The following is a 14,537-nucleotide window of genomic DNA, read 5'->3' on the forward strand; positions in this document are numbered from 1 at the left end:
GCGGGTTAGCCGAGGATCAAGCCAGACGTCGGCACACCGGTACCGGCGGTGACGAGAACGTGCTCGACGTCAGGCACCGGGTTCACCGACGTGCCGCGCAATTGCCGGACCCCTTCGGCGATGCCGTTCATGCCGTGGATGTACGCCTCGCCGAGCTGACCGCCGTGGGTGTTGATGGGAAGCCGGCCGCCCACCTCGATGGCGCCGTCGGCGATGAAGTCTTTCGCCTCACCCCGCGCGCAGAATCCCAACTCCTCCAACTGAATCAGCGTGAACGGCGTGAAGTGGTCATAAAGCACCGCGGTCTGGATGTCGGCCGGCGAAAGCCCGGACTGCTCCCACAGCTGCCGGCCGACCAAGCCCATCTCCGGCAGACCTAGTTCAGGCCGGTAGTAGCTGACCATCGTGTACTGGTCAGGACTGGATCCCTGCGCTGCCGCCTCGATGACGGCGGGACGCTGCTTGAGGTGGCGCGCACGCTCAGCCGATGTCACCACGATCGCCACCGCGCCGTCCGTCTCCTGACAGCAGTCCAGCAGTCGCAGCGGTTCGGCGATCCACCGCGAATTCTGATGGTCCTCAATCGTTATCGGCTTTTCGTAGAAATACGCCTTCGGGTTGTTCGCGGCGTGTTTGCGATCGGCCACCGAGATGGCGCCGAAATCCCGGCTGGTCGCACCGGAGAGGTGCATATAACGCCGCGCGATCATTGCCACCTGCGCCGCCGGCGTGGAAAGACCGTGCGGATAGGAGAACGAATTGTCGGCCGCCGTCGAATCTGCTTGGGCGCCAGCATCTCCCACCAGACGGGTCTGGACCTGGCCGAAGCGCATACCGGACCGCTCGTTGAAAGCGCGGTAGGCCACCACCACGTCGGCCACTCCGGTGGCGACGGCCATCGCCGCGTGCTGCACTGTCGCACACGCGGCGCCGCCGCCGTAATGGATCTTGGAGAAGAATTTCAGCTCGCCGATGCCGACTGCACGCGCGACGGCGATTTCGGTGTTGGTGTCCATGGTGAACGTGGTGAGCCCGTCGACATCGGCCGCACTCAGTCCCGCGTCGTCGAGGGCGTCCAGCACCGCTTCGGTCGCCAGTCGCAGCTCGCTGCGGCCGGAGTTCTTGGAGAAGTCGGTGGCGCCGATACCGACGATGGCAGCTCGGCCACTTAGTAAACCGGCCGACATCTAGGCCCCCCCAATCGTCAGCGTTACCGTCGCAATCACGTGATTCCCAAGGCTGTTGGCGCCTAGTACTTTTACTGTGATCAGTCCGTCGTCCACCGCGGTCACCTCGCCGGAGAAGGTCACCGTGTCGTAGGCGTACCACGGCACCCCGAGCCGCAGCCCGATCGATTTGATCAACGCCGACGGGCCGGCCCAATCGGTGACGTAACGCTGTACCAGCCCGGTGTCGGTGAGAATGTTGACGAAGATGTCTTTTGAACCCTTCGCCACAGCTTTGTCCCGGTCATGGTGGACGTCCTGAAAATCCCTGGTGGCCAACGCGGTTGAGATGATGAACGTCGGGTCCCCATACAGTTTCAGCTCCGGCAGCGTAGTGCCCACTTCCACAACCGGCGCGCTCATGCGTCGGGCTCCCATGCGTAGAGCGTCCATTCCGGCCCGCCGTCACCGGCCGGGAAGTCGATATACGTTGCGCGCACCGGCATTCCGATCTTCACCTGACCGTGTTCGACGTTGCGCAGCTCGCCAAGCATCCGGACGCCTTCCTCCAGTTCGACCAGCGCGATAACGAACGGCAGAGTGCGGCCCGGCACTTTCGGCGCATGATGCACCACGAAGCTGAACACCGTGCCGCGCCCACTGGACACCAGGTAGTCGATCGGCGCGGACGCGTCCTGCCACACGGCAGGCACCGGCGGGTGCTGCAGGCTCCCGTCCGCGAGTCGCTGGATCCGCAACTCGTGTGCCTTGACCCCGTCCCAGAAGAAAGCGGTGTCGCGCGACGACGAGGGTCGCATCATCGCGCCGGGATCGAGATCCTCGGGAACCGAGCTCTGTGTGGCAGCCTCGGCAGGCCTGAACTTGAGGATGCGCCAGTTCATCTCGGCGACGTCTTCGTCGCCGACTCGCCAGATGATGTGCTGGTTGATGAAATAGCCCTCGCCAAGCGCGGTCTGCTTGGGCCCGACCACGTCACCCATCTCGGCGGTGATGCTGACCTCTTCGCCGGGCTGCAGGTACCGGTGATAGGTCTGCTCGCAGTTGGTGGCGACCACACCGATATACCCGGCATCGTCGAACAGCTTCATCATCGGACCCAAGGGATCGTGGTCCGGGCGGGAACCACCCAGACCGAACATGGTCCAGACTTGAATCATCGCCGGGGGAGCCACAATTCCCGGATGACCGACGGCACGCGCGGCGTCCTCGTCCACATAGATCGGGTTACGGTCGCCGATCGCCTCGACCCAGTTGTTGATCATCGGCTGATTCACCGGATCCCGGGCCGCCCGCGGCTTGGCGGCACCGGCCGCTTTAATCTCCGCGACGGCGTCCTGAATGCCTGCAACCCCGGTCATCTCGGCACCCTCGGCACCTTGAGGCCGGAAGCGGCGATCATTTCCCGCATCACTTCGTTCACTCCCCCGCCGAAAGTGATCACCAGATTGCGCTTGGTCTGGGAGTCGAGCCAGCTGAGCAGCTCCGCGGTGGCCGGTTCGGCAGGGTTGCCGTACTTGCCGACAATCTCCTCGGCAAGCCGTCCGATGTACTGAATCCGCTCGGTGCCAAAGACTTTCGTGGACGCGGCATCGGCCACGTTGATATCCTCGCCCGCGGCGGCGACCTGCCAGTTCAGCAACTCGTTGATCCGCCACATGGCATGGATTTCACCAAGCGCGCGCTTGACGTCGTGGTGGTCGAGCGGCGTTACGCCGTTGCCGCCAGGCTTGGCAGCCCAGGCATGGAGCCGGTCGTAGATACCGGCGATGCGACCCGCCGGACCCAACATCACCCGCTCGTTGTTGAGCTGAGTGGTGATCAGCCGCCAGCCGCCGTTCTCCTCACCGACCAGCATGTCGGCCGGCACCCGTACGTCGTTGTAGTACGTGGCGTTGGTGTGGTGTGCGCCGTCGGACAGGATGATCGGCGTCCAGGAATAGCCCGGGTCCTTGGTATCGACGATCAGTATCGAAATACCTTTGTGTTTGACGGCATCCGGGTCGGTACGGCAGGCCAGCCAGATGTAGTCGGCGTCGTGGGCACCGGTCGTGAAGATCTTCTGGCCGTTGACGATGTAGTGGTCGCCGTCGCGGACGGCGGTGGTACGCAACGACGCCAGGTCGGTGCCGGCCTCCGGCTCGGTGTAGCCGATCGCGAAGTGCACCTCGCCGGCGAGTATGGCCGGCAGGAACTTCTTCTTCTGCATTTCGCTGCCATACACCTGCAACGTAGGACCCACCGTCTGCAGCGTCACCGCGGGCAACGGCACGTCGGCCCGGTGCGCCTCGTTGACGAAGATCTGCTGCTCGATCGGACCAAAACCCAGGCCGCCGAACTCCTTTGGCCAGCCGACCCCGAGCTTGCCGTCCCGGCCCATGCGTCGGATCACCGCGCGGTAAGCCGCGTTGTGGCGGTCCTGCTCCATCGCCTTCATTTCGTCCGAGGAGATCAGGTTCGAAAAGTATTGGCGTAGCTCGGCTTGCAGCTGGCGCTGCTCCGGAGTCAGGTCGATGAACATTGCGCTCCAAGGAGTTCCAGACAATGTGAAGGGCCGCCCAGCAGCCGGGTCAGGTCTTTGATCGTGGAGTAGTACCGGTGCATCGGATACGTGACATCCATTCCCATGCCACCGTGCAGGTGGTGGCAGATCTGCATCACCGGGGGCGCCTGGGAAGCCACCCAGTACCCGAGCACGTCCAGGTCATCTTCGGCGTCCCGATCTTCGGCCAGCCTCCAGATCACCGACTTCGCCGCCAAATCGATCGTGCGCGAAGCGATGTAGACCTCCGCGAGCTGAGCGGCGACTGTCTGGAAGGTCGACAACGGCTTGCCGAACTGCTTGCGGTTGGCGACGTAGTCAGCGGTCAGCCGCAGCGCCCCGGCCACCAGCCCGTTGGCGTAGGCACCGATAGCCGACAACGCCAGACGGTTGACCCGATGGGCTGTCCCGTCCGCCAGCACGTCGGAATCCGGCACCGCCACGTCACCGAAAGTCACCGTGTACTCCTCGGACCCATTCGACGTCGGCGTCCGAACCAACTGCACCCCATCGGTTTTCGGCGAAATCACCACGACCGCGTTGTCGGCCGTCACCAACATCCAGTCGGATTGTTCGGCGTACCCCACGGCGACTTTGGTCCCGGACAACCGACCGCCGGCGAAGGTGGTTGCAGGGCGGTCGGGCAGGGCGGCACCGGGTTCGTTGAGCGCGGCGGTCAGCACTCCGCCTTTGGCGCCGGCGGCAAGGAACCGGTCCTGTTGTTCGTCGGAGGCCAGGTCCAGCAGCGGAACCACGCCGAGGCCAAGCGTGGCCAGCGCTGCCGTGATGGCGCCATGACGCCCCACCTCGGTCAGCACCGTAGCGACCTCAGCCAGGCCGACACCGTCCCCGCCCAGACGCTCGGGCACGGGCAGTGCGGTTACGCCGCCGTCGATGAGTGCCTGCCACGAATTGTCGCGGTCCAGTACCGACGTGACTACGTCGGCGACGGCTTGCTGCGTCGCCGTGGGAGCGAAATCCATCGTCGTTTTTATTTCCGGCCCTGCTCCACCGGGCACTTTCCGGTGTAGTCGACTTGCCAGTGCTTGATCCCGTTGAGCCAGCCCGACCGCAGCCGCTCGGGCGCCGAGATCGGCTTGAGGTCCGGCATGTGGTCGGCCACGGCGTTGAAGATCAGGTTGATCGTCATCCGGGCCAGGTTGGCGCCGATGCAGTAGTGCGCACCGGTACCGCCGAAGCCGACGTGCGGGTTGGGATTACGCATGATGTCGAAGCTGTAGGGGTTCTCGAAGACCTCTTCGTCGAAGTTGGCAGACCGATAGAACATCAGCACCCGCTGGCCCTTCTTTATCTGCACTCCGGACAGCTCGTAGTCCTCGAGCGCGGTCCGCTGGAAGCAGGTGACCGGGGTCGCCCAGCGGACGATCTCGTCGGCGGCGGTCTCCGGACGCTCTTTCTTGTACAGCTCCCACTGCTCGGGGAATTCGGCGAACGCCATCATCCCCTGCGTGATCGAGTTGCGGGTGGTCTCGTTCCCCGCCACCGCGAGCATCACCACGAAGAAACCGAATTCGTCGTCGGAAAGCTTTTCGCCGTCGATGTCCGCCTGGATCAGCTGAGTGACGATGTCTTCGCCTGGATTCTTGGCCCGCTCCTCGGCCATTTTCATCGCGTAGCCGATCAACTCCGCGGACGACATCTTCGGGTCGATGTGGGCGTATTCAGGGTCGTCGTTCCCGGTCATCTCGTTCGACCACTCGAAGATCTTGCCGCGGTCTTCCTGGGGTACGCCCAGCAAACCCGCGATCGCCTGCAGCGGCAGCTCGCACGAGACCTGCTCCACAAAGTCGCCGGTGCCGGCGGCGGCGGCGGTTTCGGCGATCTTCTGCGCGCGTTCGCTGAGCTCGTCGCGCAGTCGCTCCACGGCGCGCGGGGTGAAACCGCGGGAGATGATCTTGCGCAGCCGGGTGTGGTGTGGCGCGTCCATGTTGAGCATGACGAACCGCTGGACCTCGATGTCTTCGCGGGCGATGTCGTTGTTGAATCGGGGGATCACACCGTTCTCGTAGCTGGAGAAGACGTCGCTGCGCCGCGACACCTCCTTGACGTCGTTGAGCTTCGTGATGGCCCAGAACCCGCCGTCGTGGAAGCCGCCTCCATTGCCCGGAGCCTGCTCGTTCCACCAGATCGGCGAGGTGGCGCGCACTTCGGCAAACTCTTCGACCGGGATCCGCTCGGCATAGATGTCCGGGTCGGTGAAATCGAACCCGGGTGCAAGATTAGGGCTGGGCACGCTACTTCTCCTTACTGCTGGCTCCGCCGACTCGCGAATTGGTTGGCACTAGCTGTACTAGTTGCGCTCTGCTGCCAGTAAAACATGCCGTAACCGCAGGACAAAAGAGCTGTCGAGCCGCCGGAGCATCCTCGCTTGTCATAGTAATGAAACGTGTTCTAGCCTGGCCCCATGGGTAACCCGGTAATCGTCGAAGCCACTCGCAGCCCGATCGGCAAACGCAACGGATGGCTGTCCGGGCTGCATGCCACCGAGCTGCTTGGCGCGGTGCAGAAGGCTCTGGTGGAAAAGGCCGGTATCGACGCGGGCGATGTCGAACAGATCGTCGGCGGCTGCGTGACGCAGTTCGGCGAGCAGTCCAACAACATCACCCGGGTGAGCTGGCTCGTCGCCGGGCTGCCCGAGCACGTCGGCGCCATGACCGTGGATTGCCAGTGCGGCAGTGGCCAGCAGGCCAATGGCCTCGTCGCCGGCCTGATCGCAGCGGGCGCCATCGACATCGGTATCGCGTGCGGCATCGAGGCCATGAGCCGTGTCGGACTCGGCGCCAACGCGGGACCCGACCGCAGCGTCTTGCGGCCCGAGTCATGGGACATCGACCTGCCCGACCAGTTCACCGCGGCCGAGCGGATCGCCAAGCGACGCGGCATCACCCGCGAAGACATCGACGCCTTCGGATTCCAGTCCCAGCTACGCGCCAAGCGGGCCTGGGAGGAGCATCGATTCGACCGGGAAATCTCGCCGATCGAGGCTCCGGTGCTCGACGAGCAGAAGCAGCCAACCGCCGAACGCCACATGGTCTCCCGCGACCAGGGGTTGCGCGACACCACCCTGGAAGGACTGAGCCAGCTGAAGCCGGTGCTCGAAGGCGGGATCCACACCGCGGGCACCTCGTCGCAGATCTCCGACGGCGCGGCGGCCGTGCTGTGGATGGACGAGGACAAGGCCAAGGCGCTGGGCTTGCGGCCACGCGCGCGGATCGTCAGCCAGGCGCTGGTCGGCGCCGAGCCCTACTACCACCTGGACGGGCCCGTGCAGTCGACGGCGAAAGTGCTGGAGAAGGCGGGCATGAAGATCGGCGACATCGACATCGTCGAGATCAACGAAGCATTCGCATCGGTGGTGCTGTCCTGGGCGCGGGTGCACGAGCCCGACATGGACCGGGTCAACGTCAACGGCGGAGCCATCGCGCTGGGACACCCCGTCGGCTCTACCGGCAGCCGCCTGATCACCACCGCGCTGCACGAGCTGGAGCGCACCGACCAGAGCACCGCGCTGATCACCATGTGCGCGGGCGGTGCGCTGTCCACCGGCACCATCATCGAACGGATCTAGAGGCTCAGGTCCGCCCGTTCATTCAGCGATAAGGGTCACTGATGGCAAATCCCCCACGCGCGCTCAACTCAGCACGCACCGGCGTCATCATCAAATGGATGTCGCGCATCAACACGTGGCTGTACAAGGCGACGGGCGGCAAGCTCGGCGGCAAGTTCCTGCAGGGCGCGCCGGTCGCACTGTTGACCACCACCGGCCGCAAGACCGGGCAGCCACGGGCAAGTCCGCTGCTGTATATGCGTGATGGCGACCGTGTGATTGTGGTGGCCTCCCACGGCGGACGCGAAAAGAACCCCATGTGGTATCTCAATCTCAAGGCCGACCCCAAGGTTTCGGTCCAGATCAAAGACGAGGTGCTGCATCTCAAGGCGCGCGACGCCAGCGACGACGAGCGCGCGAAGTACTGGCCGCAGTTGGTGAAGATGTATTCCTCCTACGAGGACTACCAGTCCTGGACTGAGCGCAAGATCCCGATCGTCATCTGCGAGCCCTGACGTTATGGGCTTCGTCCAACGTGCAGCCAGGGCGAAATAATCGCCAAAATGCCGCCGTGAGTGCACGTTCGGCGAAAAGCAACTAGGCTCCGTAGACGGGCACCGGCGGACGCGCCTTGGCCAGCAGGTCGGCGACGACCGGCCCCAACTCGGCGGGCTCCCATCGCGCGCCCTTGTCGATCTCCGGGCCGTGCGCCCAGCCCTCGGCGACCCGAATCTTGCCGCCCTCGACTTCGAAGACTTTCCCGGTGACGTCGCGGGATTCGGCGCTGCCCAGCCAGACCACCAGCGGCGAGATGTTCTCCGGCGCCATGGAATCGAATTCTTGGCCCTGGGTTGCCATCATCTCGGCGAAGACGGTTTCGGTCATGCGGGTACGCGCCGAGGGAGCGATGGCGTTGACGGTGACACCGTAACGGCCCATTTCAGCGGCGCCCACCAAGGTCATCGCCGCGATGCCCGCCTTGGCGGCGCTGTAGTTGCCCTGTCCGACGCTGCCCTGCAAGCCCGCACCGGAGCTGGTGTTGATGATCCTCGCGTCAACGGTTTTGCCCTCTTTGGAGAGTCCACGCCAATATGAGGCGGCGTGCCGCATGGTGGCGAAGTGGCCCTTGAGGTGCACGGCGATGACGGCGTCGAACTCTTCTTCGCTGGTGTTGGCCATCATCCGGTCCCGAACGATCCCGGCGTTGTTGACCAGAACGTCCAGGCCGCCGAACGTGTCGACAGCGCTCTGAATCAGTCCGGCCGCCTGGTTCCAGTCGGAGATGTCGGATCCGTCGGCGACGGCTTCGCCGCCTGCCGCGGTGATCTCGTCGACGACGCTCTGTGCAGCGCTGCCGCCGCTTGCAGGCGACCCGTCCAGGCCCACCCCGATGTCGTTGACCACGACGCGCGCCCCCTCGGCGGCGAAGGCAAGCGCATGTGCGCGCCCAATACCGCCGCCTGCTCCGGTGACGATGGCCACTCGGCCGTCGACCACTCCCATAGTTCTGTCTCCTCTACTTGATCGCGCTCGCGTTCGTTGCGGCCAGATAGTGCGGTGGTTCACCGCCGCCGTGCACCTCCAACGAGGCCCCGCTGATGTAGGACGCCGCGTCCGAGGCCAAAAACGCTGCGGCCCAACCGACGTCGTCGGGTTTCGCCAACCGGCCCAGCGGCACATTCCGCGAAATCGCAGCGATCGAGTCGGCATCACCGTAGAACAGTTCGGATTGCTCGGTCTCCACCATGCCGACCACGCAAGCGTTGACCCGGACCTTAGGCCCCCATTCGACGGCCAATGTTTGAGTGAGACTTTCCAGGCCCGCCTTGGCCGCCCCGTATGCGGCGGTACCCGGCGATGGCCGCCGGCCGCTGAGACTGCAGATGTTGACGATCGACCCGCCGCGCTGCTGGCTTTGCATTCTCTTGTTCGCATGCTGCGAAACCCACAGAGCCCCAAAGAGATTGAGCTCGATGATCTTGCTGTTGAACTTCGCGCTGGAATCCGAGGTCAGCACGTACGGCGAACCACCAGCGTTGTTGACAACGACGTCGAGCCGTCCGTGGCGGTCGAAGATTGCGTCGATCATCGCCGCGACCGCGCCCTCGTCGCGTATGTCGCAGGAATGGAACTCATACGGCAAACCCTCGACGGCTCGTCGGGCACAGGTGATCACGGTCGCGCCCTGTTCGGCGAAAACCGAACTGATGCCGGCACCTACGCCCCGCACCCCGCCGGTCACCAGAACCACCCGCCCGGCCAGCCCCAAATTGATGGCTTCGCCAGCTAGGGGGCCTCCTTCGGCGCGTGTCACTGTGCTAGCGTACCAAGCAAGTGCTTGCTTAGGTAGCTGGGTCCCACAGGAAGTGCCATGACCATCACAACCGCTCAAACCGAACCGGGCATAGTCGCGGTCACCGTCGACTACCCGCCCGTCAACGCCATCCCGTCGCGCGGGTGGTTCGAGCTGGCCGATGCCATAACCGCGGCCGGCGACAACCCGGAAACCCACGCGGTGATCCTGCGCGCCGAGGGCCGCGGCTTCAACGCCGGCGTGGACATCAAGGAGATGCAGCGCACTCAAGCTTCTCAGGGCTATACCGCACTTATCGACGCGAACCGCGGCTGCTTCGCCGCCTTCCGCGCGGTCTACGAGTGCGCCGTGCCCGTCATCGCCGCAGTGAACGGATTCTGCGTCGGCGGCGGCATCGGACTGGTGGGCAACTCCGACGTCATCGTCGCCTCCGACGACGCCACCTTCGGCCTGCCGGAGGTGGAACGCGGCGCGCTCGGCGCGGCCACCCATCTGTCCCGGCTGGTACCGCAGCACCTGATGCGACGGCTGTTCTTCACCGCGGCCACCGTGGACGCCGCCACCCTGCATCATTTCGGCTCGGTACACGAGGTGGTGCCGCGCGACGAACTCGACGAGGCCGCATTACGCGTGGCCCGCGACATCGCCGCCAAGGACACCCGCGTCATCCGGGCGGCCAAGGAAGCGCTCAACTTCATCGACGTGCAACGGGTCAACTCGAGTTACCGCATGGAGCAAGGCTTTACGTTCGAACTCAACCTGGCCGGTGTCTCCGACGAGCACCGCGACGCGTTTGTGAAGAAATCATGACCGCCGACGACGATGCAGAGTTCAAGAGCGATGTGGAGGAGCGGCGCATAGTGCCCGACAAAAGGACCACGCTCGACGACGCCGTCAGCCAGTTGCGCAGCGGCATGACCATCGGCATCGCCGGCTGGGGATCGCGGCGCAAGCCCATGGCGTTCGTGCGGGCCCTGCTGCGCACCGACGTCACCGACCTGACCGTAGTCACCTACGGCGGACCCGATCTGGGCCTGCTGTGCTCGGCGGGCAAGGTGAAGCGCGTGTACTACGGGTTCGTCTCGCTGGACTCGCCGCCTTTCTACGACCCGTGGTTCGCCAAGGCCCGCACCAGCGGAGCCATCGAAGCCCGCGAGATGGACGAAGGCATGCTGCGCTGCGGATTGCAGGCCGCCGCACAGCGACTGCCTTTCCTGCCGATCCGCGCCGGGCTGGGCAGTTCGGTGCCCGACTTCTGGGAGGGCGAACTGCAAACCGTCACCAGCCCGTACCCCGCACCCGAGGGCGGACACGAAACGCTGATCGCCATGCCCGCGCTGCGCCTCGACGCGGCGTTTGCCCACTTGAATCTTGGTGACAGCCAAGGCAATGCGGCCTACACCGGCATCGATCCCTACTTCGACGACCTGTTCCTGATGGCCGCCGAGAAGCGCTTCTTGTCGGTGGAGCGCATCGTCTCCACCGAGGAGCTGGTCAAAGCGGTGCCGCCGCAGGCGTTGCTGATCAACCGGATGATGGTCGACGCCGTCGTGGAAGCCCCCGGTGGTGCCCACTTCACCACCGCGGCACCGGATTACGGACGCGACGAGAAGTTCCAACGGCATTACGCCGAGGCCGCCTCGACGGAAGAAGGCTGGCAGCGGTTCGTGCAGACCTATTTGTCAGGCAGCGAAGACGACTATCAAGCGGCCGTGCGCGCATTCGGTGAGGAGGCCTCGTCATGACGAGAGAAGTGACTGCCACCAGGGCCGAGGTGTGCGTGGTCGCATGCGCCGAATTATTTAGGGCCGCAGGCGAGATCATGATCAGCCCGATGACAAACATGGCGTCGGTCGGCGCTCGTCTGGCGCGGTTGACTTTCTCCCCTGACATCCTGTTGACCGACGGCGAAGCCCAACTCCTGGCTGATACCCCGGCCCTGGGTAAGACGGGAGCCGTCGAGGGCTGGATGCCGTTTGGCCGCGTGTTCGAAACGCTGGCGTGGGGGCGGCGGCATGTGGTGATGGGCGCCAATCAGGTTGACCGCCATGGCAATCAGAACATCTCGGCGTTCGGACCACTGCAGCAGCCGACCCGGCAGATGTTCGGGGTCCGCGGCTCACCGGGTAACACCATCAACCATGCGACCAGCTATTGGGTGGGCAACCATTCGAAGCGGGTGTTCACCGACACCGTCGACATCGTCGCCGGAATCGGCTACGACAAGGTGGACGCGGAGAACCCGGCTTTCCGGTTCGTCAACGTCTACCGAGTGGTGTCCAACCTCGGGGTCTTCGACTTCGACGGCCCGGAGCACACGATGCGCGCGCTCAGCCTGCACCCAGGTGTGGCTCCCGACGAGGTGCGCGAAGCGACGTCGTTCGATATCCATGGTCTCGACGAGGCCGAGGAAACCAGGCTGCCGACCGACGACGAGCTACGGCTGATCCGCGAGGTCATCGATCCGAAGGCACTGCGGGACAGAGAGATCCGCTAGTGCGGCTGCGAACACCGCTGACCGAGCTGGTCGGTATCGAGCATCCGGTGGTACAGACTGGGATGGGCTGGGTGGCCGGCGCTCGCCTGGTATCGGCCACGGCCAACGCGGGCGGGCTGGGCATTTTGGCGTCGGCCACGATGACGCTGGACGAGCTGGCGACGGCTATCGGCAAGGTCAAGGCGGCCACCGACAAGCCGTTCGGGGTGAACATTCGCGCCGACGCAGCCGATGCAGGCGACCGCGTCGAGCTGATGATCCGCGAAGGCGTGAAGGTGGCGTCGTTCGCGCTCGCGCCCAGGCAGGAATTGATAGCCAGGCTGAAAAAGGCCGGGGCGGTGGTGATTCCGTCGATCGGCGCGGCCAAACATGCGCGCAAGGTCGCTGCCTGGGGTGCCGACGCGATGATAGTGCAGGGCGGCGAAGGGGGCGGACACACCGGTCCCGTCGCAACGACGCTGCTGTTGCCGTCGGTATTGGATGCTGTTCAGGGCACTGGAATTCCGGTTGTTGCCGCGGGTGGTTTCTTCGACGGCCGCGGCTTGGCCGCGGCGCTGTCCTACGGCGCCGCCGGGGTTGCGATGGGCACCCGATTTCTGCTGACGTCGGATTCCACCGTGCCCGAGGCGGTCAAGCGACGTTATCTGGAGGCGGCACTGGACGGCACCGTAGTCACCACGCGGGTGGACGGGATGCCGCACCGGGTGCTGCGCACCGGGCTGGTCGAAAAGCTGGAAAGCGGTTCGCGGGCAAGGGGTTTCACGGCGGCGGTGCGCAATGCCGCGAAGTTCAAGCGGATGTCGCAGATGACCTGGCGATCGATGGTCCAGGATGGCCTGGCCATGCGGCACGGCAAGGATCTGAGCTGGTCGCAGGTGGTAATGGCGGCCAACACTCCGATGTTGCTGAAGGCCGGACTGGTCGAGGGCAATACCGACGCCGGAGTGCTGGCATCCGGGCAAGTGGCCGGCATCATCGAGGACCTGCCGTCGTGCGCCGAGCTCATCGAGTCGATCGTGCAAGACGCGATCAAGCACCTCCGGGCGGCGTCGGCGCTGGTGGAGTAGCTTGGCCGAGCAGACGCAAAAGCTGTTTAAACCAACGGTTTTGGGTGCTTTTGCGTCTACTCGAGGGTCCTAGGTGTTAGCCGCAACGGCGAGCCTTGATCGTACGCGAACCAGCGGCGGGTTGGGGTTCTGCGGCTGGGGGACGGCGGCCAGGTTGACGTCAGCGATCGCGCCGCGACGAAAGATGAGGCACTCGGTAGAGCCGCCGAACTGGAAGTAGCCCAGTTCATCCCCCTTCGCGACGTGATAGCCGGGCTTGACGTCCGGATCGATGATGCAAGAGGACACCTCCGACATGCCCACCCCCAGGAAGGCGAGCAGCCCGATGCAGGGATCGTCCGCCTCGATCAGAATGATCGCGCGGGTGGCGACGTGGGCCAGATAGGACTGCGAGGTCGTCGGGTCTAGCGCCTCAGCGCCCTCCGAATCGTCTTCGGAGTAGTACGTGCCTTCCTTGACGAAAGCCCGCACGATGGTGCCGGCGACGGGGCTATGCCACCGGTGATAGTTGGTGGCACTCAAAAACGCTTGGTACACCGTGCCGTCGACGAACTGATCGACCGCATCGTCGTTCGCCAGCAGGTCGTTGAGTGAATAGGGTTGTCTTTTGATCCAGAAGCGGTCCTGACGTTGCACGCCGGTGCTGATGCGGTAGGGCGTGGACTCGCAGGCGCTGACTATTACCTTTTCGTCCTCGGGAGAGGCGACCGGGCGCGCGCCTTCGGTGAAGCGTCGGGTGAAGAAGTCATTCCACGACTTGAAGCCCCAGTGCTCGTCAGCCGGATGGTGCACGAACTCCTCGATGCCCACCGCGCGTCTTGCGGCCTCGCACTTCCAGCCTGACGGCGAATCGTTCAGCACATACAACGAGTCCGCGCTACTGAGGAACTCGCACCATGCGTTGAGAATCTTCTTCAATATTGCGTTGACCCGGGGATCGCGGTAGGCGGCGAATCCGGCGGGTGTGCCCATCGTCCAGTCCAGAATTGCGTTGAGCGGCAGGGTTACCGCATTGTCGCCGAACTCGGGTGCCATGGTCAGCACCTCGTTGATCATGCGCAGGAGCTGTGGCACGTCATGCAGGTGACGCTTCTGGTAAGGCTTGCGCTGGGGGACCTGCGCGATCATCTCGTTGAGATACAGCCGCACCACCGGATCGGTGTCGATCAACTGTTGAAACTCGGCGAGTACGGGATGGAGCTCGACATCCTCGCCGCGGCGCGCGGTCCGGTCACCATGGCCCTCGAGCCAGGACTCCAGATCTTCTTGGTCCGAAGGCAGCCAGCCGGCTAGCTGCGGTGCGCTTTTGTCCCTACTGCGTGAAGTCATACCGGACACATAGCCGCGGCACCGAAAAGGAAACAT

The 14,537-nt window shown here is 64.6% G+C and carries 15 protein-coding genes; 6 read left to right on the top strand and 9 right to left on the bottom strand.

Translation table 11 applies throughout. From position 1 onward, the window contains the following. Window positions 1-5: 5 nt before the first annotated feature. The 6 genes from A5791_RS07300 to A5791_RS07325 are packed head-to-tail and all read right to left on the bottom strand — an operon-like array spanning window position 6 to window position 5,980. Entirely contained in the window at window positions 6-1,187 is a 1,182-nt protein-coding gene (locus A5791_RS07300; protein WP_067233348.1) for a lipid-transfer protein, read from the bottom strand. Continuing rightward, window positions 1,188-1,589: a MaoC family dehydratase gene (locus A5791_RS07305; RefSeq protein ID WP_067233350.1), complete on the bottom strand. Its 402-nt coding sequence runs from the start codon at window positions 1,587-1,589 to the stop codon at window positions 1,188-1,190. It lies immediately after the preceding gene. Continuing rightward, on the bottom strand, window positions 1,586-2,545 hold the full coding sequence (locus tag A5791_RS07310) for a bifunctional MaoC family dehydratase N-terminal/OB-fold nucleic acid binding domain-containing protein (RefSeq protein ID WP_067233353.1): 960 nt from the start codon (window positions 2,543-2,545) through the stop codon (window positions 1,586-1,588). Before A5791_RS07310 ends, A5791_RS07305 begins: the two co-directional genes overlap by 4 nt. Further along, the gene (gene fadE29 / locus A5791_RS07315) at window positions 2,542-3,705 is read right to left on the bottom strand and encodes an acyl-CoA dehydrogenase FadE29 (RefSeq protein WP_067233355.1); all 1,164 of its coding nucleotides are present in this window, start codon (window positions 3,703-3,705) and stop codon (window positions 2,542-2,544) included. The genes A5791_RS07310 and fadE29 overlap by 4 nt, the downstream gene beginning before the upstream one ends. Next, entirely contained in the window at window positions 3,690-4,709 is a 1,020-nt protein-coding gene (locus A5791_RS07320) for an acyl-CoA dehydrogenase family protein (RefSeq protein ID WP_067233358.1), read from the bottom strand. The genes fadE29 and A5791_RS07320 overlap by 16 nt, the downstream gene beginning before the upstream one ends. A gap of 8 nt (window positions 4,710-4,717) precedes the next feature. Continuing rightward, a complete protein-coding gene (locus tag A5791_RS07325) occupies window positions 4,718-5,980 on the bottom strand; it encodes a cytochrome P450 (RefSeq protein WP_067233360.1) in 1,263 nt (420 codons plus the stop codon). Between the two features lie 171 nt (window positions 5,981-6,151). Between A5791_RS07325 and A5791_RS07330 the strand changes: the two genes are divergently transcribed. After that, the gene (locus A5791_RS07330) at window positions 6,152-7,315 is read left to right on the top strand and encodes a steroid 3-ketoacyl-CoA thiolase (RefSeq protein WP_067233362.1); all 1,164 of its coding nucleotides are present in this window, start codon (window positions 6,152-6,154) and stop codon (window positions 7,313-7,315) included. Window positions 7,316-7,353: 38 nt separating this feature from the next. Continuing rightward, a complete protein-coding gene (locus tag A5791_RS07335) occupies window positions 7,354-7,809 on the top strand; it encodes a nitroreductase family deazaflavin-dependent oxidoreductase (protein WP_156661049.1) in 456 nt (151 codons plus the stop codon). 82 nt (window positions 7,810-7,891) lie between these two features. Here the strand turns inward: A5791_RS07335 and A5791_RS07340 are convergent, their stop codons facing one another. Both A5791_RS07340 and A5791_RS07345 read right to left on the bottom strand, forming a co-directional pair. Beyond that, window positions 7,892-8,797, bottom strand: a complete 906-nt coding sequence (locus tag A5791_RS07340) for an SDR family oxidoreductase (RefSeq protein ID WP_067233366.1) — start codon at window positions 8,795-8,797, stop codon at window positions 7,892-7,894. A gap of 13 nt (window positions 8,798-8,810) precedes the next feature. Next, window positions 8,811-9,608, bottom strand: coding sequence for an SDR family oxidoreductase (locus A5791_RS07345; RefSeq protein ID WP_197504621.1), 798 nt, complete (start codon window positions 9,606-9,608; stop codon window positions 8,811-8,813). Between the two features lie 57 nt (window positions 9,609-9,665). Between A5791_RS07345 and echA20 the strand changes: the two genes are divergently transcribed. The 4 genes from echA20 to ipdC are packed head-to-tail and all read left to right on the top strand — an operon-like array spanning window position 9,666 to window position 13,172. Then, a complete protein-coding gene (gene echA20, locus A5791_RS07350; protein ID WP_067233368.1) occupies window positions 9,666-10,418 on the top strand; it encodes a (7aS)-7a-methyl-1,5-dioxo-2,3,5,6,7,7a-hexahydro-1H-indene-carboxyl-CoA hydrolase in 753 nt (250 codons plus the stop codon). A 50-nt stretch (window positions 10,419-10,468) separates the two neighbouring features. After that, window positions 10,469-11,353 carry a cholesterol ring-cleaving hydrolase subunit IpdA gene (gene ipdA / locus A5791_RS07355; protein WP_067233526.1) on the top strand — a complete coding sequence of 295 codons (885 nt, stop codon included), beginning with the start codon at window positions 10,469-10,471 and terminating at the stop codon, window positions 11,351-11,353. After that, window positions 11,350-12,105, top strand: coding sequence for a cholesterol ring-cleaving hydrolase subunit IpdB (gene ipdB, locus A5791_RS07360; RefSeq protein WP_156661050.1), 756 nt, complete (start codon window positions 11,350-11,352; stop codon window positions 12,103-12,105). Before ipdA ends, ipdB begins: the two co-directional genes overlap by 4 nt. Continuing rightward, on the top strand, window positions 12,105-13,172 hold the full coding sequence (ipdC, locus tag A5791_RS07365) for a (3aS,4S,5R,7aS)-5-hydroxy-7a-methyl-1-oxo-octahydro-1H-indene-4-carboxyl-CoA dehydrogenase (RefSeq protein ID WP_067233373.1): 1,068 nt from the start codon (window positions 12,105-12,107) through the stop codon (window positions 13,170-13,172). Before ipdB ends, ipdC begins: the two co-directional genes overlap by 1 nt. Before the next feature lie 69 nt (window positions 13,173-13,241). Here the strand turns inward: ipdC and A5791_RS07370 are convergent, their stop codons facing one another. Next, window positions 13,242-14,501, bottom strand: coding sequence for a phosphatidylserine decarboxylase family protein (locus tag A5791_RS07370; protein ID WP_082966797.1), 1,260 nt, complete (start codon window positions 14,499-14,501; stop codon window positions 13,242-13,244). Window positions 14,502-14,537 lie beyond the last annotated feature (36 nt).

This window comes from Mycobacterium sp. 852002-51163_SCH5372311, from assembly GCF_001667115.1.
Lineage (GTDB): Bacteria > Actinomycetota > Actinomycetes > Mycobacteriales > Mycobacteriaceae > Mycobacterium.